Annotated in this window: 26 protein-coding genes and 1 tRNA gene; 18 read left to right on the top strand and 9 right to left on the bottom strand. The window is 69.6% G+C overall.

The genetic code is table 11. From position 1 onward, the window contains the following. Positions 1-156: 156 nt before the first annotated feature. The 7 genes from ACZ7CF_RS35560 (at position 157) to ACZ7CF_RS35530 (ending at position 4,502) form a co-directional block, all read left to right on the top strand. Positions 157-588 (top strand): DUF3052 domain-containing protein, encoded by a 432-nt coding sequence (locus ACZ7CF_RS35560; RefSeq protein ID WP_360397271.1) that lies wholly within the window; start codon positions 157-159, stop codon positions 586-588. 89 nt (positions 589-677) lie between these two features. Continuing rightward, positions 678-1,142, top strand: coding sequence for a peroxiredoxin (locus tag ACZ7CF_RS35555; RefSeq protein WP_458433808.1), 465 nt, complete (start codon positions 678-680; stop codon positions 1,140-1,142). 37 nt (positions 1,143-1,179) lie between these two features. Continuing rightward, positions 1,180-1,251 (top strand) — tRNA-Val (locus tag ACZ7CF_RS35550). Between the two features lie 158 nt (positions 1,252-1,409). Continuing rightward, positions 1,410-1,781: a hypothetical protein gene (locus ACZ7CF_RS35545; protein WP_360397275.1), complete on the top strand. Its 372-nt coding sequence runs from the start codon at positions 1,410-1,412 to the stop codon at positions 1,779-1,781. 28 nt (positions 1,782-1,809) lie between these two features. Next, positions 1,810-3,066 carry a cytochrome P450 gene (locus ACZ7CF_RS35540; protein WP_458433803.1) on the top strand — a complete coding sequence of 419 codons (1,257 nt, stop codon included), beginning with the start codon at positions 1,810-1,812 and terminating at the stop codon, positions 3,064-3,066. A gap of 107 nt (positions 3,067-3,173) precedes the next feature. Further along, on the top strand, positions 3,174-3,467 hold the full coding sequence (locus ACZ7CF_RS35535; protein WP_470371841.1) for a hypothetical protein: 294 nt from the start codon (positions 3,174-3,176) through the stop codon (positions 3,465-3,467). Between the two features lie 9 nt (positions 3,468-3,476). Beyond that, the gene (locus ACZ7CF_RS35530; RefSeq protein WP_360397281.1) at positions 3,477-4,502 is read left to right on the top strand and encodes a saccharopine dehydrogenase family protein; all 1,026 of its coding nucleotides are present in this window, start codon (positions 3,477-3,479) and stop codon (positions 4,500-4,502) included. Between the two features lie 175 nt (positions 4,503-4,677). Here the strand turns inward: ACZ7CF_RS35530 and lipA are convergent, their stop codons facing one another. From lipA to ACZ7CF_RS35515, 3 genes are all read right to left on the bottom strand, one after another. Next, positions 4,678-5,679: a lipoyl synthase gene (gene lipA / locus ACZ7CF_RS35525; protein WP_360397283.1), complete on the bottom strand. Its 1,002-nt coding sequence runs from the start codon at positions 5,677-5,679 to the stop codon at positions 4,678-4,680. A 235-nt stretch (positions 5,680-5,914) separates the two neighbouring features. Next, the gene (locus ACZ7CF_RS35520) at positions 5,915-6,805 is read right to left on the bottom strand and encodes an oxidoreductase (RefSeq protein WP_470371840.1); all 891 of its coding nucleotides are present in this window, start codon (positions 6,803-6,805) and stop codon (positions 5,915-5,917) included. Further along, positions 6,802-7,110, bottom strand: coding sequence for a hypothetical protein (locus ACZ7CF_RS35515; RefSeq protein ID WP_360397287.1), 309 nt, complete (start codon positions 7,108-7,110; stop codon positions 6,802-6,804). Before ACZ7CF_RS35515 ends, ACZ7CF_RS35520 begins: the two co-directional genes overlap by 4 nt. Before the next feature lie 89 nt (positions 7,111-7,199). Between ACZ7CF_RS35515 and ACZ7CF_RS35510 the strand changes: the two genes are divergently transcribed. The 3 genes from ACZ7CF_RS35510 (at position 7,200) to ACZ7CF_RS35500 (ending at position 9,383) form a co-directional block, all read left to right on the top strand. Beyond that, positions 7,200-7,790 (top strand): TetR/AcrR family transcriptional regulator, encoded by a 591-nt coding sequence (locus ACZ7CF_RS35510; RefSeq protein ID WP_360397289.1) that lies wholly within the window; start codon positions 7,200-7,202, stop codon positions 7,788-7,790. Positions 7,791-7,856: 66 nt separating this feature from the next. Continuing rightward, a complete protein-coding gene (locus ACZ7CF_RS35505; RefSeq protein WP_360397291.1) occupies positions 7,857-8,537 on the top strand; it encodes an SDR family NAD(P)-dependent oxidoreductase in 681 nt (226 codons plus the stop codon). Positions 8,538-8,777: 240 nt separating this feature from the next. Then, positions 8,778-9,383: a response regulator transcription factor gene (locus ACZ7CF_RS35500; RefSeq protein WP_360397293.1), complete on the top strand. Its 606-nt coding sequence runs from the start codon at positions 8,778-8,780 to the stop codon at positions 9,381-9,383. Positions 9,384-9,633: 250 nt separating this feature from the next. On the opposite strand, the gene ACZ7CF_RS35495 is transcribed toward ACZ7CF_RS35500, so the two are convergent. Next, positions 9,634-10,764 (bottom strand): sensor histidine kinase, encoded by a 1,131-nt coding sequence (locus ACZ7CF_RS35495; RefSeq protein ID WP_458433801.1) that lies wholly within the window; start codon positions 10,762-10,764, stop codon positions 9,634-9,636. A 373-nt stretch (positions 10,765-11,137) separates the two neighbouring features. On the opposite strand from ACZ7CF_RS35495, the gene ACZ7CF_RS35490 reads away from it, so the two are divergent. Genes ACZ7CF_RS35490 through ilvN form a run of 3 tightly spaced genes read left to right on the top strand, consistent with a single transcriptional unit; the run spans position 11,138 to position 13,946 of the window. Next, positions 11,138-11,953: an AfsR/SARP family transcriptional regulator gene (locus ACZ7CF_RS35490; protein ID WP_360397297.1), complete on the top strand. Its 816-nt coding sequence runs from the start codon at positions 11,138-11,140 to the stop codon at positions 11,951-11,953. A gap of 20 nt (positions 11,954-11,973) precedes the next feature. Beyond that, complete coding sequence (locus ACZ7CF_RS35485) at positions 11,974-13,680, top strand: acetolactate synthase large subunit (protein ID WP_470371839.1); 1,707 nt, start codon at positions 11,974-11,976, stop codon at positions 13,678-13,680. Next, positions 13,680-13,946 carry an acetolactate synthase small subunit gene (gene ilvN, locus ACZ7CF_RS35480; protein WP_470371838.1) on the top strand — a complete coding sequence of 89 codons (267 nt, stop codon included), beginning with the start codon at positions 13,680-13,682 and terminating at the stop codon, positions 13,944-13,946. Before ACZ7CF_RS35485 ends, ilvN begins: the two co-directional genes overlap by 1 nt. A gap of 64 nt (positions 13,947-14,010) precedes the next feature. Here ilvN and ACZ7CF_RS35475 read toward each other — a convergent pair whose 3' ends face one another. After that, positions 14,011-14,493, bottom strand: a complete 483-nt coding sequence (locus tag ACZ7CF_RS35475) for an SRPBCC domain-containing protein (protein ID WP_360397301.1) — start codon at positions 14,491-14,493, stop codon at positions 14,011-14,013. Positions 14,494-14,658: 165 nt separating this feature from the next. Here ACZ7CF_RS35475 and ACZ7CF_RS35470 point away from each other — a divergent pair, with 165 nt between their 5' ends. The 3 genes from ACZ7CF_RS35470 to ACZ7CF_RS35460 all read left to right on the top strand — a co-directional run bounded on the left by ACZ7CF_RS35470 (position 14,659) and on the right by ACZ7CF_RS35460 (position 18,192). Then, positions 14,659-15,096 (top strand): nuclear transport factor 2 family protein, encoded by a 438-nt coding sequence (locus ACZ7CF_RS35470; protein WP_360397303.1) that lies wholly within the window; start codon positions 14,659-14,661, stop codon positions 15,094-15,096. Between the two features lie 24 nt (positions 15,097-15,120). Continuing rightward, positions 15,121-16,200 (top strand): acyl-CoA dehydrogenase family protein, encoded by a 1,080-nt coding sequence (locus tag ACZ7CF_RS35465; protein WP_458433799.1) that lies wholly within the window; start codon positions 15,121-15,123, stop codon positions 16,198-16,200. Between the two features lie 243 nt (positions 16,201-16,443). Continuing rightward, positions 16,444-18,192, top strand: a complete 1,749-nt coding sequence (locus ACZ7CF_RS35460) for an MFS transporter (RefSeq protein WP_360397309.1) — start codon at positions 16,444-16,446, stop codon at positions 18,190-18,192. A 168-nt stretch (positions 18,193-18,360) separates the two neighbouring features. On the opposite strand, the gene ACZ7CF_RS35455 is transcribed toward ACZ7CF_RS35460, so the two are convergent. Next, positions 18,361-18,834, bottom strand: coding sequence for a hypothetical protein (locus tag ACZ7CF_RS35455; RefSeq protein WP_360397311.1), 474 nt, complete (start codon positions 18,832-18,834; stop codon positions 18,361-18,363). 142 nt (positions 18,835-18,976) lie between these two features. On the opposite strand from ACZ7CF_RS35455, the gene ACZ7CF_RS35450 reads away from it, so the two are divergent. Next, a complete protein-coding gene (locus tag ACZ7CF_RS35450) occupies positions 18,977-20,458 on the top strand; it encodes an amino acid adenylation domain-containing protein (protein ID WP_360397313.1) in 1,482 nt (493 codons plus the stop codon). Between the two features lie 64 nt (positions 20,459-20,522). Here the strand turns inward: ACZ7CF_RS35450 and ACZ7CF_RS35445 are convergent, their stop codons facing one another. Beyond that, a complete protein-coding gene (locus ACZ7CF_RS35445; RefSeq protein WP_360397315.1) occupies positions 20,523-21,563 on the bottom strand; it encodes a ketoacyl-ACP synthase III family protein in 1,041 nt (346 codons plus the stop codon). Between the two features lie 9 nt (positions 21,564-21,572). Further along, positions 21,573-21,797 carry an acyl carrier protein gene (locus tag ACZ7CF_RS35440; protein ID WP_360397317.1) on the bottom strand — a complete coding sequence of 75 codons (225 nt, stop codon included), beginning with the start codon at positions 21,795-21,797 and terminating at the stop codon, positions 21,573-21,575. Positions 21,798-21,970: 173 nt separating this feature from the next. Between ACZ7CF_RS35440 and ACZ7CF_RS35435 the strand changes: the two genes are divergently transcribed. After that, positions 21,971-22,426: a hypothetical protein gene (locus ACZ7CF_RS35435; protein ID WP_470371837.1), complete on the top strand. Its 456-nt coding sequence runs from the start codon at positions 21,971-21,973 to the stop codon at positions 22,424-22,426. Between the two features lie 49 nt (positions 22,427-22,475). On the opposite strand, the gene ACZ7CF_RS35430 is transcribed toward ACZ7CF_RS35435, so the two are convergent. Further along, positions 22,476-23,312, bottom strand: a complete 837-nt coding sequence (locus ACZ7CF_RS35430) for an NAD(P)H-binding protein (RefSeq protein WP_470371836.1) — start codon at positions 23,310-23,312, stop codon at positions 22,476-22,478. Positions 23,313-23,361: the final 49 nt, after the last annotated feature.

The raw sequence follows: 23,361 nt of genomic DNA, 5'->3' as shown, positions 1-23,361 counted from the left end.
AGTCTAAGCACCTTCACAGGGGTCCCCCACACGGCGTGTCACGTGGTCAACAGTTGCGCCGGGGGTAGCCGACAGTGTTCGCTGTCCCGTGTAGTGGACCATCCGGCGACAGTCTTCACGGGCTGTCGCCCTTGCGTAGTTGGAGGAGTGAAAACCGTGGTCGCCGCGGAAGACGCCGGCAAGATCGGCGTCGCCGAGAAGCTCGGGATCGAATCGGGCATGGTCGTCCAGGAGATCGGCTGGGACGAGGACGTCGACGACGCCCTCCGCGCAGCGGTCGAAGAGCAGATCGGGGCCGACATCCTCGACGAGGAGGCCGACGAGACGGTGAACGTCGTCTTGCTCTGGTTCCGGGAGGACGATGGCGACCTGGTGGACTCCTTGCTCGAAGCCACCAACCTCCTGGCAGAGGACGGCATCATCTGGGTGCTGACCCCGAAGACGGGCCGTACCGGCCACGTCGAGCCGAGTGACATCGCCGACGCCTCCGGGACTGCGGGCCTCTCGCAGACCTCGAACATCAGCGTGGCCGACGACTGGGCCGGCACGAGGCTGGTGTGGCCGAAGTCCGCCAAGGCCAAGCGCTGACTCGAGCACGGCCCGCATAGGCTGTGACCCACGGGCGGTTGTCACCCGTCCGTGGTTCAGTCGTGTGTCAACCGGAGAGGTCTTCCTTCATGGCGGTCGAGGTCGGTTCACAAGCCCCGGACTTCACGCTCAACGACTACAACAAGCAGCCGGTGACGCTGTCGTCGTTCCGCGGCTCGAAGAACGTGCTCCTGGTCTTCTACCCGTTCGCCTTCAGCGGCACCTGCCATGGCGAGCTGTGCCAGGTGCGCGACGAGATCGCGGCCTACGAGGACGAGAACGTCCAGGTGCTCGGCGTGTCGGTCGACAGCGTGTTCGCCCTGAAGGCCTGGGCGACGCAGGAGGGCTACTCCTTCCCGCTGCTGTCGGACTTCTGGCCGCACGGCGCCGTCGCGCAGGCCTACGGCGTGTTCAACGACGCGGTCGGCATGGCGGTGCGGGGCACGTTCCTGGTCGACACCGGGGGTGTGGTGCGCTTCGCCGAGGTCAACGGCCCCGGTGAGGCCCGCGATCAGGAAGGCTGGAAGAAGGCCGTAGCCTCCTTGAAGGCATGATGTACCTGTCCGGCGCCGTGGTGGCGGCGGGCGGCACGGGCGTGTAGCTCAGCGGAAGAGCACTCGGTTTACACCCGAGCGGTCGCAGGTTCGAACCCTGTCGCGCCCATTTCACACGGGGCGAGGTGCGTTGGCGCACCTCGCCCCGTTCTTCTGCCGGTGGCGCAACTTCGATCGTGATGGCATCTGGAACCGGCCAGGTCGGTGCCGTACTTTTACGGCCTGTCGGGGACGTTTGGGCCCACCACCTCCGAAGGACGACGACTCGTGAAGCGCAGGGGCAAGACGCCGCGGCCCGACCTCGGCACCGTCACGCAGGAGCAGGTGAAGCTGCTCGCGCTGGTCGAGCAGGGCGGGGTGCACCGCGGCGCTACCAGCTGGTACCTGGAGCACCGGCCCGCGAAGCAGTGGGACGCCGAGGCGCTGGAGGTCCTGCGGCTGCGCGGCTGGATCAGCTGGGTGAAGCCCGACCGCGCGATCGACCACGGCATGGCCGCGCCGGTCGACATCACGCCGGAGGGGCGGGTGGCGTTGCGGCACCACCTGCCCGACTGGGTGCTGGGGCGCAGGGCGATCGCCGCCTCGCCGCCGCGGCTGCCCGCGGTGGAGACGATCGGCGTGTTCGACGCACTGCGGTGACCGCGGGTCCGGGGAAGACGGAGAGGCCATGACGAACCTGTTGACCGGCGGCGAGCTGCGGGCTCGTGAGCACCACCGCATCGAGGACGAAGCGCGCGCGTCCGGGCCCGTGCACCCGGTGACGCTGCCGAACGGCGTGCGCCTGCAGGTCGTCACCGTCGGGCTGGAGCTCACCCGCAGGCTGCTGACCGACCGGCGGCTGTCGAAGGACAGCGACGCCTTGCAGCGGGAGATGAAACGCCAGCTCGCCGCGCTCGGCAGCACCCAGACCGAGTTCGCGGGGCTGTTCGGGCCGAGCATGCTCAACAGCGACAACCCGAAGCACGCCCGGTTGCGCGGGCTCGCGGCCAAGGCGTTCACCTGGCCGGCGGTGCAGCGGCTCGCCCCGCGCGTGGAACAGGTCACCGCGGAGCTCGTCGGCGCGCTGCCGGTGGGGGAGGAGGTCGACGTCGTCGCTGCGGTCGCCGTGCCGGTGCCGTTGCACATCATCGGCGAGGTGCTCGGTGTGCCCGAGGGTGACCGTGCGCGCGTGCGGACGTTGATCGAGACGATGATGTCGATGGAGCCGGAGGTGTCGCAGCCGGCCAGCGACGCGCTGGGCGGTTACTTCCACGCTCTGCTGAGCGGCGGCGGCCTGGACGAAAGCTCGCTGTTCGGTGCGTTGGTGGCAGCCGACGACGACGGCGACCGGTTGACCCACGACGAGCTCATGGCGATGGCGTTCCTCCTCGTAGTAGCGGGCCACGAGACGACGGCGGGTCTCATCACCAACGTCATCCACGACGCGGTCGACCACGGCCTGTGGGAGCGGGTCGCGGCCGAACCCGAGTTGGTGCCGGTGCTCGTCGAGGAGACGCTGCGGCAGAACTCGCCGGTCCGCAGCGCCACGCACCGGATCACCACCGAGCCGGTCGAGATCGGCGGTGTGGTGGTGCCGGAGGGCACGCTGCTGCTCATCAACCTCGGCGCAGCCGGACGCTGCCCGGTCGCGCACGAGGACGCCGCGCGGTACCGGGTCGACCGGGCGGCGACGGGGCACGCGTCGTTCGGTCACGGCCCGCACTTCTGCCTGGGGTCGGGGCTGGCGCGGCTGGAGACCGAGACCGTGCTGCGGCAGCTCACCGCACGGTTCCCGCGCGCCCGGTTCGCCGGCGACGGGCCGCCGGCCGTGACGCACAACGACATCATGGTCAGCGTCCGTGAGCTTCCCGTCGTGTTCGGCGGTCCACACGGGACGGACACCGGTCCGGCCGAGTGGAGCAGCGCAACGGGTTCTCTGTCGTAACGGGCGTGCGAGAGCCGCGACAGCGTTCAGCGGGGGATTAGGGGACCAACCCCCAATGCGGCTGACCAGGGCTATCCCCGAGTCCAACCGGGACGTAGCTTCCCCTCATGTCACTGCGCACGTTCGCCGTCGTGGTCGGTCTTGCGTTCCTCCTGGGTGGGAGCGCGATCTTGTTCGTGGCGCTGGCCGTCGAGTCGCCGAGCGGTGCGCTCGTGCAGTGCGGCAACGGCCTGGGCATCGGCTTCGACGAGTCGGCCGCCGCCGCGATGGGATCGGCCTATGTGGACATCTGCGGTGACCTGCGCCTGCGTCGGCTGTACTGGGCGCTGCCCGTCATCGGCGTGGGCGCCCTGCTGCTGATCGGCTCTTTGGTCGCTTCCCGCGACGCTACTCGCCGGTAAGGTCGCGGCATGACGTGGATGGTCTACGGAGCCAACGGGTACACCGGCCGGCTCATCGCCGAGCTCGCCGTCAAGCGCGGCGAACGACCGGTCCTCGCGGGCCGCTCCGCCGAGAAGGTCGAGCCGATCGCCGCCGCCCTCGGCCTGGAGCACCGCGCGTTCGACCTCTCGCAGGCCCGCGCGCACCTGGAGGACGTCGACGCCGTCGTGCACTGCGCCGGCCCGTTCGCCCACACCGCGACCGCCATGGTCGACGCGTGCCTCAAGACCGGCACGCACTACCTCGACATCACCGGTGAGATCGACGTCTTCGAGTCCATCGCCCTACGCGACGCCGACGCGCGCAAGGCCGGCATCGTGCTGCTCCCCGGCGCGGGTTTCGACGTCGTCCCCACCGACTGCGTGGCCGCGATCCTGAAGAACGCCCTGCCGACCGCGACCCACCTCGACCTCGCGTTCGTCGTCGGCGGGGGAGCGAGCGCGGGCACCACGAAGACCTCCGTCGAGGCCGCCGCGGTCGGTGGCCGCATCCGCGAGGACGGTGCGTTGAAGAGCGTCCGCATCGGACACCGCAGGCGCACCGCCTACTTCCGTTCCGGCCCGCGCGAGGTCGGCAGCATCCCGTGGGGCGACGTGAGCACCGCCCACCGCTCGACCGGCATCCCGAACATCACGACGTTCACCCTCGTGCCCGGCGCGCTGGGACAGCTGCAGAAGGTGTTCGCCCCGGTCCTGCAGGCGCCGTTCGTGCAGAACGCCGCCAAGACCGTCGCCGCCAAGGTCAAGGGACCCGACGAACGCAAGCGCGCCACCACCCGCGCCGAGGTGTTCGGCGAGGCCTGGGACGCCTCCACCAAGGTCGACTGCGCCCTCACCACCCCGAACGCCTACAGCCTCACCGCCGACTCCGTGCTGCGCGCCATCGGCAAGGTCGCCGGCGTCGCCCCCGGCGCCCACACCCCGTCGAGCGCGTTCGGCGCCGACTTCATCCGCGAGCTCGACGGCGTCGTCGTCGGTGAGGTCCGCTTCAGCTAGCTCCCCCGGTCTGGCCAGCTCGAAGCTCACCGATATATCAGCTGCACGCAAAATACGTTTGCGCACGTCCGCAAAAGACTCATTGCAAAGGGGTCAGCGAACAACAGCGCCCAACCGGTACATCGGCGTGAGATGCCGATATATCAGTTGGGCGCTGTCGTCGTGGAGCTGAGGGTCAGCGGGGCGCGAGCAGGCTCGTGATCTCCTGCGAGGCCGACACGGTGAGCAGGTGCTGGAGGTTCTCCGGCAGCTCTTCGCCGCGCTTCTGCTTGGCCTGCGCGTACAGGCGGCCGGCGCGGTAGGAGGAGCGGACCAGCGGTCCGGCCATCACACCGAGGAAGCCGATCTCCTCGGCCGTCTCCTTGTGCTGGACGAACTCCTCGGGCTTCACCCAGCGCTCCACCGGGTGGTGCCGCGGCGACGGGCGCAGGTACTGGGTGATGGTGATGATGTCGCAGCCCGCGTCGTGCAGGTCGGCGAGCGCCTCGGTGACCTCCTCCGGCGTCTCGCCCATGCCGAGGATCAGGTTCGACTTCGTGACCAGGCCGAACTCGCGGGCCTTCGTGATCACCTCGAGGGAGCGCTCGTAGCGGAACGCGGGACGGATGCGCTTGAAGATCCGCGGCACCGTCTCCAGGTTGTGCGCGAGCACCTCGGGACGGGACTCGAAGACCTCGGTCAGCTGCTCCGGGACCGCGTTGAAGTCCGGGATCAGCAGCTCGACGCCCGTGCCGGGGTTCATCTCGTGGATCTGGCGGACGGTCTCGGCGTACAGCCACGCGCCGCCGTCGGCCAGGTCGTCGCGCGCGACGCCGGTGACCGTGGAGTAGCGCAGGCCCATCGCCTGGACCGACTCGGCGACGCGGCGGGGCTCGTCGCGGTCGAGGTCGGCGGGCTTGCCGGTGTCGATCTGGCAGAAGTCGCAGCGCCGCGTGCACTGCTCGCCGCCGATCAGGAACGTGGCCTCGCGGTCTTCCCAGCACTCGTAGATGTTGGGACAGCCGGCCTCTTCGCAGACCGTGTGGAGGCCTTCGCGTTTGACCAGACCCTTGAGCTCCCGGTATTCGGGGCCCATCTTCGCGCGCGTCTTGATCCAAGACGGCTTCTTCTCGATCGGCGTCTGGCTGTTGCGGACCTCGAGCCGCAGCAGCTTCCGACCCTCTGGTACCACAGTCACCACCTCACCCTACGCTGCGCCCCCGCGTGTCCGGCGTCACGCACGTCCGACGGTGGGACGCCGTGCCGGACGCCGGGTGGAGCAGCCTCGTTGTTCACGATCTGTTGTTCATGCGAGTCGTGTCGACCATGAACAACGCGCCGCGCCGAGACTGTTCCTCGCCCGGAGGTGACGACCGGGTAGCCGGTGTCCTCCGACTCCCCCCAAGCGGGGGCACCGGCCCGGCCCTTCCCGCCTACGGCAGGTCGGGGGTGATTCCGGTCAGCTTGACGGTGAGGTCCCAGAGGCGGCTCGCGGCGAGGTCGTCGCGAGCCGCCGGGGTCATCCCGGCGATCGCGGGGTGGCCGCGCAGGCCGTTGAAACCGCCTGGCCCGTAGTAGAGGCCGCCGTGCGCGTCCGGTGAGGTCGCCGCGTAGAGCTGCGGCAGCGCGCCCATCTCCACCGACTGCGAGAACAGGTGGCTGAGGCGGCCGCCGAGGCGCATCACCGACGACCGGTGCGCGCTGGCCATGTTGTTGGTCAGCTCGGTGGCCGTCATGCCGGGGTGCGCGCCGATCGACGCCACGTCCGGGCAGCGGCGGTCCAGCTCGCGTGCGAACAGGATGTTGGCGAGCTTCGACTGGGAGTACGCGGCGGCGGCGTGGTACGAGCGGTGTTCCCAGTTCGGGTCGTCGAAGTTCATGCGGCCGTACTTGTGCATGATCGACGCCACGGTCACCACCCGCGCGCCTGGCCGTTGCCGCAGCACGGGGAGCAGCAGGAACGTCAGGGCCGCGTGGCCGAGGTGGTTGGTGCCGAACTGGCGCTCGAAGCCGTCGGCCGTCCGGCCGAGCGGGACGGCCATGATGCCGGCGTTGTTGACCAGGACGTCGAGCGTGCCGACCCGGTCGGCCGCGGCGCGGACGGAGGCCAGGTCGGCGAGGTCGAGCGGGAGGACCTCGGCGGACCCCCTGACCTGGCGCCGGGCCGCCTCACCGCGTTCGGTGGAGCGGCAGCCCATCAACACGTGGGCGCCTTTGTCCGCCAGCACCTGGGCGGTGCGCAGGCCGAGACCTGAGTTCGCACCGGTCACCAGCACGGTGCGGCCGGTCTGGTCGGGGATGTCCGCGTCGGTCCAACGACTCATGGGGTCATTCCTACCGCCCGGTAACTGCCGAGCGGAAGGTGGGCGTCGAGTACCGCTCGCAACACCGGCTCGTCGGCCGCGAGCTCCGCGGTCACCCGGTCCTCGTCGACGGGGCCGTCGAGCGCGGCGGCCTCCATGCGCGCGGTCAGCTTGTTGTGCCAGCGGTGGTCGAGCGCCAGCAGCAGTTCGTCGAGCGAGGAGAACACGTCCGGATCCACGATGAGCGGCGCGGACGGGTCGCGACGGGCGTCGTGCAGCACGGCGTCGAGCGCGTCGCGGCGTCGGTAGTGATCGGCCCAGGCCATGGTTCGTACCCCCGGTTTCTCGCATACCTTCGGTATGACACGACCATACCACCGGTACGTACCGCCGGTATGTGAGCTACGTTTCGTCCGTGCGAAACCGACGGGCCGAGTACTCGGAGTCGACCAGGCAGGCGCTGGTCGACAGCGCGGTCGACCTGTTCACCAAACGCGGCTACGCCGGCACGTCACTCGACGAGGTCGTCAAACGCGCACGTGTGACGAAAGGCGCGCTTTACCACCACTTCAGCGGCAAGCAGGCGTTGTTCGAGGCGGCGTTCGCGCAGGTCGAGACGAAGTCGATCGAGCCGCTGGCGGCTCTGGTGACCGGCGAGGGCGAACCGTGGGACATCGCGGTCGCCGGGTTGCGCGCCTACGTCCGCAAGTGCCTCGACCCCGAATACCAGCGGATCATCGTGCACGAAGCGCCGGTGGTGATGGGCTGGGAACGCTGGCGCGAGGCGGAGGAGCACTTCAGCTTCGGCCTGCTGCGCACCGCCGTGCAGCTGCTCGTGGACGCCGGTGAGATCGAGGAGGCGCCGGTGGAGATCATGGCGCGGCTGCTGTTCGGGGCGCTGTCCGCGGGCGCGAGCACCATCGCCAGCTCGTCCGACCCGAAGCGCACGGGCCGCGAGGTCGAAAGCGCGATCCTGCGGGTACTGGAGGGACTGCGCAAGAAGTAGTCGAGTTCCGCCCTAGCGGCCCGGCGCAACGTCGATCACCACGCGGACAACGAGGTGGTCAGCATCATGATCGAACCGGTCAACACGCGCCTGGGACTCGACGGCAAGCTAGCGCTGGTGACGGCGGGGACCCACGGGCTCGGTCTCGCCATCGCGAGCAAGCTCTGCGACAACGGCGCCCACGTCATCCTCACGACCTCTGCCGACGACGTCGACCTGGAGCGCGCGAAGCTCGTGCTCGCGGGCAAGCCCGGCTCGGTGACGGTCACCCAGCTGGACATCACCGACGAGCACTCGGTGCGCCTGCTCCTCGACCGGGTCAAGGAGGAGCGAGGTCAGCTCGACGTGTTCGTGCACCACGCCGTCTCGCCCGACCTCACGCCGTTGCTCAACGTCGTGGAGCCGCTGGCCAAGGCCTTCGTCGACGGCGGGCGGGTGGTCGTCGCCGGCTACACCGTGACACCGGTGCACGGCGTGATCCGCACACTCGCCCTGGAGATGGCCTGGTACCGGGTGGCCGTCAACGCCGTCGTCACCACCGTCGTCGACAACGGCCCCATGAACATCGACCCCGACCTGGTCGACCGGCTCGCCATCAAGAGCCCGTCCGGGCGGGTGACCCTGCCGGAGGACATCGCGAACGCGGTCGCATTGCTGTGCACCGACGAGGCCTCCTGGATTCAGGGTCAAGTCATCACCGTTGACGGCGGACTCGAACTGCTGGAGCGGTGGGGCGAAACGCGCTGATCTTCGCGAGGCGCATGCTCCACCGGTCCGCTCGGGTGCGACTCGAGCGGACCGGTTCGCGTTTCGGAAACCGAGCGAGGAGTGAGCGCCCGGTGACCCGCGGTCATCTGGCGATCGGCAATATTAATTGCTCATAGCGCATTCGGAGTAACGCTGGCCGCAATGGGTCCCGATGCTTGTCCTGCATGGTCACCGAGTGTAAAACTCGAAATGGTGACCTGGGGGCAACTAGGGGGTCGGATGATCAGAGTGCTGCTCGCCGAGGACGTGCAAATGGTCCGGGGCGCTTTGGTCGCTTTGTTGAATCTCGAACCGGATATTGAGGTCGTCGCGTCCGTCGCGACCGGTGACGAAATCATCGCGGCGGTGGAGAAGAACAAACCGGACGTCGCGGTGCTCGACATCGACCTCCCCGGCATGGACGGCCTTTCCGCCGCCACCGTCATCCACGACACCGCCCCCGACACCCGGACGCTGATTCTCACGAGCCTCGGCCGGCCGGGAACGCTGCGCCGCGCGTTGAACGCCCGCGTCAACGGTTTCATCCTCAAGGACGCTCCCGTCAGCGAGCTCGCGGACGCCATCCGCGGCGTCTCCGTAGGCCGCAGGGTGATCGACTCGCAGCTCGCCCTCTCGGCGTGGGACACCGACGAGTGCCCGCTCACGCCGCGAGAGCTCGAGGTGCTGCGGCTCGCCTCCGACGGCGCCGACGCCATGGAGATAGCCACGACGCTGTTCCTGTCCGTCGGCACCGTGCGCAACTACCTGACGGCCGCGACGGCCAAGCTCGACGCCCGCAACCGGGTCGACGCCGTCCGCATCGCCCGCAAGTCCGGCTGGTTCTGACCGGACCCGCTCTGACAGCTCACCCTTTGCAATGACTCTTTGGACGACGTCCGCAAAAGACCAGTTGCAAGGGGTAGCTGTCCGAGGCGAGCTACTGAGGCGAGCTGCCAGCGGTGAGCTGCCCGGCGTTGAGCTGCCTTTGCAACGAGTCTTTGGACGACGTCCGCAAACGAGTCGTTGCAAAGGGGCAGGTCGGAGGGGTGTGAGGAGCGCGGCTGGAGAGCTGGGCGCAACTGATATATCGGTGTAGCTACACCTGAGGGTGTGCGTTGGCGCGGGCCGGGACGCACGGGATCGCGGCGTGCACGTGGAACGAGCCGTCGCCGGTGTGGCGGGCGGTGAAGGTGCCGCCGGCGGCCTGGACGCGCTCGGCCTGGTTGCGGACGCCGTTGCAGTCGAGCGAGGTGGAGCGGACGGCGGCGCCGTCGTTGACGACGTCGAGCAGGACCGTGCCGCCGCGCTGGTGGACGCCGATGGTGCAGGTGCTGGCGTCGCTGTGGCGCAGGACGTTCGTCACGGCCTCGCAGAGCACCGCGGACAGCACGGTCTCGATGGCCTCGGGCAGCGGGTCGTGGTCGAGCTCGACGCGGACGTCGATGTCGGAGGCCGCGAGCATCGCCTTGGCGGAGTTCGAGATGTCCGCGAGCGAGAGCGGGCGGTAGGCGCGGGCCAGGGAACGGACGTCGGCCAGGGCGTGGTGGGTGATGGTGAGGATCTCGCTGATGTGCTGCTTGGCGTGGTCGGGGCTGTCGGCGACGATGCGGTGCGCGAGCTCGCTCTTCAGCTTGATCGCGCTGAGGCTGTAGCCGAGCAGGTCGTGCAGGTCGCGGGCCACGCGGAGGCGTTCGGCGGCCACGGCGGCGACGGTGGTGTCGACCGCGTCCAGGGGCAGCGGGTCCGGGGGTGCCGCGACGGGGGCGGCGGGGACCGGGCGGTGCGTCGCGAAACCCGTGGCCAGGCCTGCCAGCAGCAACGCGGTCGCGGCGGTGGCCATCATGGCCTCGCCGTGCGCTGCCTGGGCGAGACCGGTGGCGATCACGGTCAGGATGAACAGCGACCAGCCGAAGAACGGGCGCAGCACGACCAGGGCGTTGCCCGCCACCAGGCCCGCCACGCCCGCCCAGGAATGCCCGAACGCGACGTGCGGCAGCACCAGCAGCAGGGCCTGCGCGGCCAGCACCAAGTGCCTGCGGAGTACCGACAGCTGCCCGAAATAGGTCAGTTGCAGTACGACGAGCAGTGAGAAATCAATGGCCGAGACCACCAATTCGGGGGTGTCGCCGGCGAGCAGCAGAGCGCGGGTCAGGTCCGTCAGGCAGACACCGGCGAACAGGGCGACGATGACCGCGCGGTATCTCGGTATCGCAGGCGATGCAATCAACGTGCCCCCCAAGAGCAAACCGCCCAAGAGCAGACGCAGCACTCTCGTGATCACGACGTGCGCTCAGGCCCGAATACTAGACAGACCAGAGCAGTCAGGTCTGACTTACTGTATCGGTGCAGATCGTTGTTTCGCATTGACTCGCAGCTCAATTTCACGCGAAAGGACCAGTATTTTCGGCAACAGTCACCGCATGTGTTCGCGTGCTTACCGGACGGATCTGTTTGGGTTCGTTTGAGCATATGAATTTTTCACGTCGGCCGCAGTAGTTCGCCATCCGAGAGTCGTGGCGGGATACGTGGCGTGCGATAGCCCCGCTCAGGTGAACTTGGTGGCACGACCAAGTCGACCGCCGCTGTCAGGGGAGGATCCAATGGAGATCAAGGTTCTGGGACCGCTGGAGGCACGGGAGAACGGCGTCTCGATCGCGCCGAGCGCGGTGAAGCCCCGTCAGGTGCTCTCGCTGCTGGGCCTGCAGGCCGGGCACGTCGTCACGGTCCCGACGTTGATCGAAGAGCTCTGGGGGATGACACCGCCGCGCAGCGCGCTCACCACGCTGCAGACCTACGTGCTGCAGGTGCGGCGGCGCATCGAGGCGGCCATGCCGGGCGAGGGTCCCGGTGTCGCGAAGAACGTCCTGGTCACCCGGTACGGCGGCTACATGCTGGACGTGCCGCCGGAGGCCGTGGACGTCCGCAGCTACGAGCGGCTCGCCACCGCGGGTCAGCGCGCGTTCGAGATCGGTGACCTGGAGTCCGCCTCCCGGCTGCTGCGCAACGCCGCCGACGTGTGGCGCGGCCCGGTGCTCGTGGACGTGCAGATCGGCGTGCGGCTGGGCATGGAGGTCACCCGCCTGCAGGAGAGCCGCCTGGGCGTGCTGGAGACGCGCATCGAGGCCGACCTGCAGCTGGGCAAGCACCAGTCGCTGCTGAGCGAGCTGTCCGTGCTCACCGCGCAGCACCCCATGCACGAGAACCTGTGCGCGCAGTACATGCTCGCGCTCTACCGGGCCGGCCGGCAGTGGAAGTCGCTGGAGGCCTACCAGGCGCTGCGGGACACGCTCATCGAGGAGCTCGGGCTTGAGCCGTCCGAAAGGCTGCGTCAGTTGCAGCGGGCGATCCTGAGCTCCGAACCGTCGCTCGACAAGCCCCTGTCCCCTCGCCAGCTGGAGCGTCAGCTCGCGGGCTGAACCCCCGTCGGGAGCACATCGTGGAGACCACCGGTGCAGGTGCGTTGATCAAAGCGCTTGAGGACGTGGGCTGCGAGGTGATCTTCGGGATGCCCGGTGGGGCGATCCTGCCCGCGTACGACCCGCTGTTCGACTCGAAGATCCGGCACGTGCTGGTGCGGCACGAGCAGGGCGCCGGGCACGCCGCGCAGGGGTACGCGCAGGCCACCGGGCGGGTCGGGGTGTGCATGGCGACGTCGGGTCCGGGGGCGACGAACCTGGTCACGCCGATCGCGGACGCCTACATGGACTCCGTGCCGATCGTGGCGATCACCGGCCAGGTCAGCCGGTCGGTGATCGGCACGGACGCCTTCCAGGAGGCGGACATCCGCAGCATCACGCTGCCGATCACCAAGCACAGCTTCCAGGTGCACGACCCGGCCGACATCCCGCGGGTGGTGGCCGAGGCGTTCCGGCTCGCCGCCACCGGACGGCCGGGACCGGTGCTGGTGGACCTGCCCAAGGACGTGCTGGCCGCCACCACCACCTACACCCCGCCCAAGCCCGTCGCGCAGTCCCGCCCGGCGCTCTCGCCGGTGCAGGTCCGCACCGCCGCCCAGCTCATGGGCACGTCGAAGCGCCCGGTGTTCTACGTGGGCGGGGGAGTGGTCCGCTCCGGTGCCGCGGCGGAGCTGCTCAAGCTCGCGAACTCCACCGGCATCCCGGTCGTCACCACGCTGATGGCGCGCGGCGCGTTCCCCGACTCGCACCGCCAGCACCTGGGGATGCCGGGCATGCACGGCACGGTGCCCGCCGTCGCCGCCCTCCAGCGGGCCGACCTGCTGATCGCGCTGGGGACCCGGTTCGACGACCGGGTCACCGGGTCGCTGCCGCACTTCGCCCCGCACGCCGCGGTGGTGCACGCCGACATCGACCCGGCCGAGATCTCCAAGAACCGCAAGGCCGACGTCGGCATCGTCGGCGACTGCCGCGACGTGCTCGCCGCCCTCAACGCGGTCGTCTCCCACGTCCCCGACCTCACCGAGTGGTGGGCCTACCTCGACGGCCTGCGCACCACCTACCCGCTCGGCTACGACCACCCCGAGGACGGCGCGCTCGCACCGCAGTACGTCATCGAACGGCTCAGCACGCTCGCCGGCCCCGAAGCGATCTACACCTCGGGCGTCGGCCAGCACCAGATGTGGGCCGCCCAGTACGTGCGCTACGAACGCCCCGGCTCGTTCATCAACTCCGGTGGCGCGGGCACGATGGGGTTCGCCGTGCCCGCCGCCATGGGAGCGCAGACCGGCGCGCCCGACCGCACGGTGTGGGCGATCGACGGCGACGGCTGCTTCCAGATGACCAACCAGGAGCTCGCCACCTGCGCCGCCGAGGGCATCCCGATCAAGGTCGCGATCATCAACAACGGCAACCTCGGCATGGTCCGGCAGTGGCAGACCCTGTTCTACGAGGGCCGGTACTCCAACACCCGGCTCGGCACGCACGACCGGCACCCCGACTTCGTCAAGCTGGCGGAGGCGCTGGGCTGCGTCGGGCTCCGCTGCACCACGCAGTCCGAAGTGGACGACGTCATCCTGGAGGCCATGTCCGTGCGGGACCGGCCGGTCGTCATCGACTTCGTGGTGGGGCAGGACGCCCAGGTCTGGCCGATGGTGCCCGCCGGCACCGGCAACGACGAGGTCATGGCCGCACGAGGAATCCGCCCCCTGTTCGACGAGGAAGAGTGATGACCAGACATTCGCTGTCCCTGCTGCTGCGCAACGACCCCGGTGCGCTCGCCCGGATCGTGGTGCTGTTCTCCAGCCGCGGCGTCGAGGTCGAGTCGCTGAGCCTCGGCCCCGCCGAGCGCGGTGAGCTGTCGCGCCTCGACGTCGTGGTCGACCTGCAACCCGGCCGCACGCCGGCCCAGCTCATCAAGCAGCTCGGCCGGATCGTCGACGTCAAGAGCGTCGTCGACCGCACCCACGCCGAGGCGCTCGAACTGGGCGCCTGAACAACGGAGAATGGCCGCCCCGAACCTGCGGGGCGGCCATTCTCCGTTCCTGCGCCGGGGTGCCTCAGGCCGCCTTGGGGACGTGGCGGTCGACGACGCCGGCGTACTTCTCCAGCGTCTCGCCGGGGGACGGACCGTCGAGGGCCTTGTGGATGCTCTCGGCGATCTCGCCGTGGCGGTGCAGGTCGGCGTGCGTCAGCGTGACCTTCGTCGTGGCCGGGCCGACGACCTCGAAGTCCACCTTGATGAACGACGCCTTGTCGTCCTCGAAGATCGGCTGCCAGTAGGGGCCGACCCGCCACGTCATGACGAGGCGCTTCGGCGGGTCCCACTCGGTGATGGTGCCCCAGGCGATCTCCTCGCCGTCAGCGCCGCGCTCGAAGTAGCGGCCGCCGACGAACGGCTCGATCGTGATGGCCTGCCGGTCCTTGACGAAGACGTGCGACTCCGGCCACCACTCGATCGGCCGTCCGGCGAAGATCGCGAACGCCTGCTCGATCGTCGCCTCGACCGTCACCGACTTGGCGACATCGGGAGTTGAGGCCATGTGGCCCTCCTCGCGGGGTTGGGTTGCGGGTGATGTCGCTGTTCACCGTGACCGGTTTGTCTCAACCGCCGATCGAACCGAGGTCGAACCAGGACGGCTCGACCGGATGTCCAGTGCCGCCACCCATATTCGCGGTAGCGAAACCCGGCAGACCGAGGAGTTGTCGTGTCCCCAGCCAGTGTTGCCGCCTCCGTTGCGGTCTACATCGAGGTCCAGACGTTCTACGCCCGGCAGATGCGGCTGCTCGACGCGTTGGACGTGGAGGGCTACGCCCAGACGTTCACCGAGGACGGCGTCACCGACCACGCCCACCGCGGCGAGAAGGTCGAGGGCCGTGCCGCCCTGATCGCCGGCGCCAGCGCCGCGCTGCCCCGCTACAAGGGGGTCGCCGTGCGGCACTGGAACGACCACTACCTGGTCGAGGAGGTCGACGAGAACACGCTGAACGTCAGCTACGCCTCGCTCGTCACCCGCACCACGCTGGACGGCCAGGTGTCGTTCGAGCCCACGTTCTCCATCGAGGACGTGCTCGTGCGCATCGACGGACAGCTCTACACCAGGTCCCGCACGATCCACCGCGACCTGCCCGTCCAGGCCGCGTGACCTGCACACCCAGGAGGTGACGAGGTGACTGCTCAACAAACCGGGCTGGCCGCCGCCGCGGAGAAGGTCAAGCTGATCGCCGCGGAGCACGCGGTGCAGGCCGACACCACCCGCGAGCTGGCCCCCGAGGTCGTGGAGGCACTGCGCGACGCCGGGTTCGCGCGGCACTTCGTCGCAGCCGGGCGCGGCGGCTCGCAGGGCACGTTCGCGGAGCTGACCGAGGCCGTCATCACCGTGGGGCAGGGCTGCTCGGCCGCCGCGTGGTGCGCGTCGCTGTCGGCGTACTCGTCCCGGTTCGCCGGGCTGCTGCCCGAAGAGGGCCACGACGAGATCTGGGCGTCCGGCCCGGACACGTTCGTCGTCACCGGCCAGCCGCCCATGGGCAAGGGCACGGTCGTGGACGGCGGCCACCGGCTCAGCGGCCGGTGGACCTACGTCAGCGGCGTGGACTTCGCCGACTGGGCGCTGCTGTGCGGCATGGTCGGTGACGAGGGCCGCTTCTTCGCGGTGCCGCGCGGCGACCTCACGGTCCTCAGGACGTGGGACAGCGTCGGGATGAAGGCGACCAGCAGCCATTCCGTCGTGGTGGACGACGTCTTCGTGCCGTCCCACCTGTCGCTGAACCGCGCCGACCTGCTCACCGGCACCAGCTGGTCGCCGGTGCCGAGCCACAACGTCCCGTTCCAGGCGGTCGGCGGCCTCACGTTCGTCGCACCGGCCGTCGGAGCGGCGATGGGAGCGCTCGACGCGTGCGTCTCGGTGCTGTCGGGGAAGAAGCAGTCCGTCACGTCCGCGGTCGACCTGGTCCGCGCGTCCGGTCAGGTCGAGTCGGCGAAGCTGCTCGTGGAGCAGAACGCCAGGGTGCTCGACGACCGCGAGTTCACCCCGGCCGCGATGGCGCGCAACGAGCGCAACGTCGCCTACGTGGCCGAGGTCCTGGTCGACGCGACCGGTGGCCTGGTGCGGGCCGCCGGCACCGGTGGCCTCGCGGAAGGTGGTGCGCTGCAACGGTTCTGGCGCGACGTCGTGAGCTGCTCCAGCCACGTCGCGCTGCGGTACGAGACCGCGTCCGTGCGCACCTACCCGGCGTCGCTCTTCGGCTGACGCCGGGAGAACCGGCCCCGGCGCCACTGCGCGGCGCCGGGGCCGCAGGCGTGCCGTCGTTCCGCTCCGCCGCGACCTGACCGGGACTCAAGCGGAGGGGATCACCCTGGTAGCTCGACCGGCAGTCGTCGTTTGGAGGCAGGAGGTGGGACCTCGTTCAACAAGACCGGCTCTCCAGCCACGACGAGTCCTGACCCACCCCCTGCCGTGCGCAGCGGAACATCAGTCATCTGAGGAGAAATCGTGACCTCCACCAACACCAACCCCGACCTGGAGTCGCCACCGGCGGCTGCCGCTGCGCAGGCGGCTGCGGTCGTCGACGCGCCGGCGGCCGACCCGCGCCGCTGGATCGCGTTCATCATCATGACCGTCGCGACGTTCATGGACATGCTGGACGGCAGCATCGTCAACGTCGCACTCCCCGCGATCCAGCACGGCATGGGCGCGAGCTTCGTGCAGCTGCAGTGGATCACCGCGGGCTACGTCTTCGCGTTCGCCCTCACACTGATCACCGGCGGTCGCCTCGGTGACATCTACGGCCGCCGCCGGATGTTCCAGCTCGGCGTCCTCGGCTTCGTCCTCACGTCGTTCCTGTGCGGCATCTCGATCAATCCGGAGATGCTCGTGGCCTCCCGCCTCGCGCAGGGCCTCGCGGCCGGCCTGATGGTGCCGCAGGTCATGTCGATCATCCACGTCACCTTCCCCGACAAGGAGAAGGGCGCGGTCTTCGCCATCCAGGGCACCATCGGTGGTCTCGCGGCCACGATCGCGCCGCTCGTCGGTGGCCTCCTGGTCGCCTGGAACGTCTTCGGCTGGGACTGGCGGACGATCTTCCTGGTCAACGTCCCGATCGGCATCCTCGGCTACGTGCTGGGCTGGAAGTACATCAACGAGTCGAAGGCCCCGAGCCGCATCCGCCTCGACCTCGTCGGCGTCGTCCTCGCGACCGTCAGCCTCACGGCCCTGCTGTTCCCGCTCACCTTCGGCCGCGAGCTGCACTGGCCGGCCTGGGGCTTCGTGCTGATGGCCGCCTCCGTCGTCGGCTTCATCGGCTTCGTCGCCTACGAGAAGGCCAAGCAGCGCAAGGACGGCATGCCGCTCGTGCCGCTGAACCTGTTCAAGTCCCGCAGCTTCTCCGCGGCCCTCGCGCTGATGCTGGGCATGTTCAGCTTCACCGGCATGTTCATGCTGGCGCTCTACCTGTACCTGCAGGAGGGTCTCGGCTTCTCGCCGCTGCGGACCGGTGTCACGCTGCTGGCGTTCTGCATCGGTGCGTTCATCACCGCGTCGGCCTCGGTCATCGCGCTGGTGCCGAAGTTCGGCCGCGCCGTCCTGCAGGTCGGTGCCGTCGTGATCGCCGTCGGTGTCGCGGTGCTGCTGTTCTCGGTCAGCCCCGACGTCACGAGCTGGGGCCTGGTTCCCGGGCTGCTGCTCATCGGCCTCGGCTTCGGCATGACGGCCACCCCGATCGCGCTGTTCGCACTGCAGGAGGTGCCGCACGAGGACGCGGGCGCGGCCTCCGGCCTGATCAACACCAAGCAGCAGCTCGGTTTCGCGGTCGGCATCTCGGTCGTGACGCTGGCGTTCTTCTCGCCGCTGGCCTCCCACGGCGCGACGAACACCGAGGCGCTGGCGCCGCAGTTCCGCCAGGAGATCGTGGCGGCCGGTGTCGCGGACGCCCGCGCCACCGAACTGACCGCGGCCTTCCAGACCTGTGCCACCTCGACGTTCTCCGGTACGCCGGACGCGGCGGCGTGTGGTGCGGTCCAGGCGGACCCGCAGGCCAAGGCGATCGCCGACAGGTTCTCGCACCAGGCAGCCGGTCAGTCCTTCACGGACGCGTTCCGCACCACGCTGTACGTCGGCTTCGGCTTCGCGGCCCTCGCGCTGCTGCTCGCCTCCTTCCTGCCGCGCTGGCTGAAGCAGGAGGAGTGGGGCGCTCCCGCCGAGGACGGTGCCGCCGAAGGCGCTGAGGAACCCGCCAAGGCGTAGTTCCACCCGCTGTCGCAATGGGCCCCGGACCACCCGTCCGGGGCCCTCTGCTGTGAGCACGCGGGGGCCCCGCGTGCCTCCTGGGGGAACGCGGGGCCCCCGCGTGCACGAGAACAGGCCCCCACACGGGTGGTGGGGGCCTGTGGGGTGACGGGGTGTGACGGGGGGTCAGATGCGGAACGCGGCGCCCTCGACGTCGACGGGGCCCTGCCACGGGGTGCCGTCGTTCATGTTGATGTAGGTGTGTGCCTTGGTGCTGAACTTCTTCTTGTTCGCGCTGATCTTGCCCAGGTGGCTCGCGTTGATCGAGCCGACCGGGTTGCCGTTCTCGTCGCGGTGCGCGTGGTGGGTGATCCAGAAGCTGAACTGGCCGTCCTTCGCCGCCGTCCAGACGCCCCGGCCCTCGAGGTGGTCGGGGTAGCCGGGCTTGGTCTCGCAGTGCAGCTGGTAGTCGGCGGTGAAGTCGCAGAACAGCGGCGTCAGCAGCGGCGGCTGTTCGATGTGGATGGTGACGGTGAGGTCCCAGCGGCCGACGAGCGCGTTCTCGTAGCTGGGCTTCGCGGTGGCACCGGCGGCGGCGACGACGGGTACTGCCAGCGCACAGGCGGCCACGGCGGCCATGGCCTTCTTGCGGACGTTCATGGGGGACGCCTCCGATGAGGTGGGGCAGCGGACGCGCTGAGTGTTGTTCGCGCAGCTCAAGCACCCCTGTAGCGCCAGTTGTGACCCGAGGCGGCTTCGAGGCGGGTTGCGGAGGATGGCACAAAGCGAGAGGAGCTGGGGCATGTCTGCATCGGTGACCGACGCGTTCCGCTGCCGGGCGGCCAGGACGCCCGACGCGGTCGCGCTGTCCGCGGGACACGACGTCGTGACGTACGCGGAGCTGGACAGGTGGTCCGACGCGCTCGCCGGCGAGCTCGTCGAGGCCGGTGTGCGGTCCGGCGACCGGGTGGCGGTGTGCCTGGAACGGTCGGCGCAGCTCGTCGTGGCACTGCTCGGCGTGCTCAAGGCCGGCGCCGCGTACGTGCCGATCGACCCCGAGGACCCCGAGGCGCGGGTGTCGATGATGCTCGCCGACGCGCAGGTGTCCGTCGTGGTGGGCCGGTTCTCCGCCGGGTTCACCACGCTGAAGGTGCCGCCGCGCGGGTCGAGGTCCACTGTGGACGCACTCCCGGTCGTGGCACCGGAGGACGTGGCGTACCTGATGTTCACCTCCGGCTCGACGGGCCGGCCCAAGGCGGCGATGGTGGAGCACCGCAACATCGCGAACCTCGTCACCGCGCCGAACTACCTGGAGATCACCGCACAGGACCGGTTCCTCCAGCTCGCCACGGTGGCGTTCGACGCCGCCACGTTCGAGATCTGGGCCGCCCTGCTCAACGGCGCCCGGCTCGTGCTCGCCCCACCCGGTGTGGTGCAGGCGGAGGAGCTCGGCGACCTGCTGCGCACCAACGAGATCACCGTCCTGTTCCTCACCGCGGCGCTCTTCCACCGGCAGATCGACGTGGACGTCGACGCGTTCAAGGGCCTGCACACGGTCATGTCCGGCGGTGACGTCCTGTCCGTGCCGCACATCCGGCGGCTGCGGGAGGCGCTGCCGACCGTGCAGATCATCAACTGCTACGGCCCGACCGAGACCACCACGTTCGTCACCTGCCACCGCGTCGGCGCGGACGAGGACCTCGGCGGCACCCTCCCGATCGGCAGGCAGCTGCAGAACACCGACGTCGTCATCGTCGGCGACGACGGGACACCGGTGCCCGACGGCACCGCGGGCGAGCTGTGGGCGGGCGGCGCCCAGGTGGGCCGCGGCTACTGGCAGCGCCCGGACCTCACCGAGGAGCGGTTCGTGCGCGGCAGCTGGAACGGCGTGCGCTACTACCGCACCGGTGACCAGGCCCGGCGGCGCCCGGACGGCGTCGTCGAGTTCCTCGGCCGGATGGACGACCAGTTCAAGCTGCGCGGGTTCCGCATCGAACCGGGCGAGGTCGAGAACGCGCTCACCGAGCACCCGCAGGTGCGCGCCGCGGCGGTGGGCGTGCGCACCCACCCCAGCGGTGACCGCAGGCTGGTGGCGTGGGTGGTGCCCTCCGGCGAGGGGATCGACAAGCGCTCGCTGCGTGCCCACATGCGTGCGAGCGCACCGGAGCACATGGTGCCGGCCGGGTTCGTCGTGGTGGACGAGCTGCCGATCACGAGCAACGGCAAGACCGACCGCAAGGCGCTGCCGGAACCGGACTGGAGCTCGAAGGCGCTCTACGTCTGAGCGGCTCAGGACATGCGGAAAGGGGCGGGCTCGCAGGGAGAGCCCGCCCCTTTCGACGCGTCCGCTAGAGCCAGGACGGGACTTCCAGGATCTCCAGCACCGCGGCGGTCCAGACGTAGCCGGCGCCGGAGGACTGCAGGACGACCAGGTCGCCCGGCTTCGGGTCGCGCTCGGCCAGCACGTGGTCGAGGCCGATCGCGATGTCCGCGGTGCCGACCATGCTGTACTGCTTGGCCCAGTCGTAGGTCGTGGAAGCGCGGTCGACCCCCAGGAGACCGCAGATCCCGTGCGTGACGATGGTCTCCGCGAGCTGCTGGTGCAGGAAGAACCGCGCGTCCGCGAGCTCGATCTCCGCTTCGTACAACGCCATCTTGAGCGAGTGCCGCACCCCGCCGCCGATCCGCGCGATCATGTCGTCGAGGTCGACGTCGGCGTTGCGCAGGAAGTCCTCGACACCGCTGTTGAGCTGCAGGGTCCGGCCGTCGAGGAACGGTCCGGTGGTCCACGGCTGGAACCCGCGCGACATCTGCTCCAGGGTGGAGTCGGCGTGGGAGTGGATCGAACGGACCCGCGCGAAACCGGAGCGGTTGGACAGCACCAGCGCCCCCGCGCCGTCGCCGTTGACGTTCTGCTCCTCCGACGCCCACCGGTCGAAGTACGGCAGGTGGAACGCGTCGCCCGCCGTCACGAGCGCGGCCGAGGTGTCGCGGTGCGACGACAGGTACGACGCCGCGAGGTCCACCGCGGCCATGAAACCGTTGCAGCCCTGCTTGACCTCGAACGCGGGCCCGGTGCCGCCGACGGTGTTGGCCTGCACGTAGCTCGCCGGCGTCCAGAGGTCGAGCCCCTGGTGCGACAGGGAGGCGTGCACGGTCAGGCCGAAGTCCAGCGGGCTCAGACCGGAGCGCTCCACGGCTTCCAGACCGGCTTTCGCCGCCATGACGGGACCGGTCTCACCCGGAGCGGCGACGCGCAGCTCCCGGTAGCCGTTCATGGCCTTCTTCTCTTCCGTGTACCGGCCGGCCGCGATGGCGTCGTCCACCGTCTCGACCTGCTCGGGCAGGTATGTGCCCACGCCGGCGATGTACAGGTCATTCCACCGCATGTCGAACTCCTAGGCTGCCTGGTCCAGCTGCTTGGCGACGGCGCGCGCCGTCGGGTCCTCGTAGAAGCTGCGCAACGGGACGCGGACGCCGTACCGCTCGTGGAGCTGCTTGACCAGCTTCGACGCGAGCAGTGAATGGCCCCCCAGGTCGAAGAAGTGGTCCTGCGGCTCGATCCCCGGCACTCCGAGCACCTCCCCGAACAGGTCGCAGAGCTCTGTCTCCCGATCTGTCACGGCGTCCTCCCTGTCAGCCCTTGAGTAATGAGAACTTTGCGTTGCCCGGGTTGAGATGGGCTTGGGCCGCAACGGAAAACACCGCGTTCGAGCCGTTCTGGAGTTTGCGCCGAGGGAAGTCGTCCACGGTTGCGCGCGTCCGTCGCAAGCAACCCGGGTTGGGAGCCACACAGATGCAGACGTTCACTCCGAAACGGTCGACCGCCCTCGTGCGCGCAGCAGCGGTCACAGCCGTGGTGCTGCTCGCGTTAACGGGCCTGACCACGGCCGCGAACGCGACGGGCTGCACACCGGTCGGCAGCTGGACCGGTCACGTGACCCGCACGGACGGGGACCACCCGACCAAGCTGGTGTTCAAGGCCAACGGCAGCGTGTTCCTCACCAACGAGCAGAACACCACCACCAAGGGCTCGTGGTGGTGGACCGGCGCCACCACGTTCCACTACAAGTTCCGCGGGGAGAAGGTCTACGACGAGAACGGCGCCTACTTCGCCTACGTCGACTTCGACCAGGACGCCGTCCAAAGCGGACCGAACGGCTTCACCAGCTCCGGCCCGTCGACGTTCTTCCTCGCCGACGGCACGAACCTGGGCACGTCGGCCATCACGTTCACGATGGCGCGGGTCTGACGCGCGGCCGGAGCCGGGGCAGGTCCGCCGCCCCGGCTCCGGCACGGGGTCACACCAGGAACGAGGCGTGCTCCTCCACCCACTGGCGGAACGTGCGGGCCGGCTTTCCGGTGATCCGCTCGGCGGTCGCGCCGGTGTCCGCAGGGACACCGACCGCGGCCTCCCACTGGTTCAGCAGCGAGGTCAGCACGGGCGGCGGCACGAAGGCGCTCATCTGCGCCTCACCCTCCTCGCGGGTCAGGCCGTTGACCACGAGCTCGCGGCCGAGCACCTCACCGACGATCTCCAGCTCCCGCCGGAACGTGAGCGACTCCGGCCCGGTGAGGTCGACGACCTCGTCCTCCAGCTTCTTCTCCGTCAACGCGACCACGGCCACGTCGGCGATGTCGTCCTCGTGCACCGGGGCGACCTGCGCCTCGGGGAAGACCTGGTCGATCGTGTCGCCGGCCTGCAGCGCGTAGCTCCAGCCGAACGCGTTGCTCATGAAGGCACCCGGCCGCAGGATCGTGTAGGTCAGGCCCGACGCGACGACGGCCTCCTCCACGACCTTGTGGTGGTGTGCCAGCGGGTCCTCGTCGGCGCCCGGGAGGCCGACGGTGTTCGACGACAGCAGCACGACGCGCTCGACGCCCGCCTTCTCGGCCTCGTCGAGGAACTGCGTGATGCCGTCCGGCTCCGCGTAGAGCAGCACCTTGGAGACACCGGCGAGGGCCGCGACGAACGTCTCCTGGTCGGTGAGGTCGAGGGTGACGGTCTCCACGCCCTCGGGGACGTCGAGCTCCGCGGGGTTTCGGCCGGACGCGCGGAGGCTGTGACCCGCCGCGTAGAGCCGCTGGAGCACGCGGCGGCCCACGTTGCCGCGCGCTCCGGTGACGAGGATGGTCATGGTTGATCTCCAGAATGGGGATGGTTCGCCTGGATGGCCGATCACGCTC

The organism is Lentzea sp. NPDC036955 (genome assembly GCF_055608005.1).
This window is presented reverse-complemented; position numbering and strand designations above follow the sequence as displayed.

Excerpts from the sequence above, each read along its gene's own strand:
- ilvN (WP_470371838.1), top strand. The coding sequence starts at position 13,680 with ATGACCAGACATTCGCTGTCCCTGCTGCTGCGCAACGACCCCGGTGCG.
- ACZ7CF_RS35430 (WP_470371836.1), bottom strand. The coding sequence starts at position 23,312 with ATGACCATCCTCGTCACCGGAGCGCGCGGCAACGTGGGCCGCCGCGTG.
- ACZ7CF_RS35520 (WP_470371840.1), bottom strand. The coding sequence starts at position 6,805 with ATGAGTCGTTGGACCGACGCGGACATCCCCGACCAGACCGGCCGCACC.
- ACZ7CF_RS35445 (WP_360397315.1), bottom strand. The coding sequence starts at position 21,563 with ATGCGGTGGAATGACCTGTACATCGCCGGCGTGGGCACATACCTGCCC.
- ACZ7CF_RS35490 (WP_360397297.1), top strand. The coding sequence starts at position 11,138 with ATGGAGATCAAGGTTCTGGGACCGCTGGAGGCACGGGAGAACGGCGTC.
- ACZ7CF_RS35475 (WP_360397301.1), bottom strand. The coding sequence starts at position 14,493 with ATGGCCTCAACTCCCGATGTCGCCAAGTCGGTGACGGTCGAGGCGACG.
- ACZ7CF_RS35455 (WP_360397311.1), bottom strand. The coding sequence starts at position 18,834 with ATGAACGTCCGCAAGAAGGCCATGGCCGCCGTGGCCGCCTGTGCGCTG.
- ACZ7CF_RS35535 (WP_470371841.1), top strand. The coding sequence starts at position 3,174 with ATGTCACTGCGCACGTTCGCCGTCGTGGTCGGTCTTGCGTTCCTCCTG.
- ACZ7CF_RS35500 (WP_360397293.1), top strand. The coding sequence starts at position 8,778 with ATGATCAGAGTGCTGCTCGCCGAGGACGTGCAAATGGTCCGGGGCGCT.
- ACZ7CF_RS35530 (WP_360397281.1), top strand. The coding sequence starts at position 3,477 with ATGACGTGGATGGTCTACGGAGCCAACGGGTACACCGGCCGGCTCATC.
- ACZ7CF_RS35555 (WP_458433808.1), top strand. The coding sequence starts at position 678 with ATGGCGGTCGAGGTCGGTTCACAAGCCCCGGACTTCACGCTCAACGAC.
- ACZ7CF_RS35435 (WP_470371837.1), top strand. The coding sequence starts at position 21,971 with ATGCAGACGTTCACTCCGAAACGGTCGACCGCCCTCGTGCGCGCAGCA.
- ACZ7CF_RS35505 (WP_360397291.1), top strand. The coding sequence starts at position 7,857 with ATGATCGAACCGGTCAACACGCGCCTGGGACTCGACGGCAAGCTAGCG.
- ACZ7CF_RS35540 (WP_458433803.1), top strand. The coding sequence starts at position 1,810 with ATGACGAACCTGTTGACCGGCGGCGAGCTGCGGGCTCGTGAGCACCAC.
- ACZ7CF_RS35515 (WP_360397287.1), bottom strand. The coding sequence starts at position 7,110 with ATGGCCTGGGCCGATCACTACCGACGCCGCGACGCGCTCGACGCCGTG.
- ACZ7CF_RS35450 (WP_360397313.1), top strand. The coding sequence starts at position 18,977 with ATGTCTGCATCGGTGACCGACGCGTTCCGCTGCCGGGCGGCCAGGACG.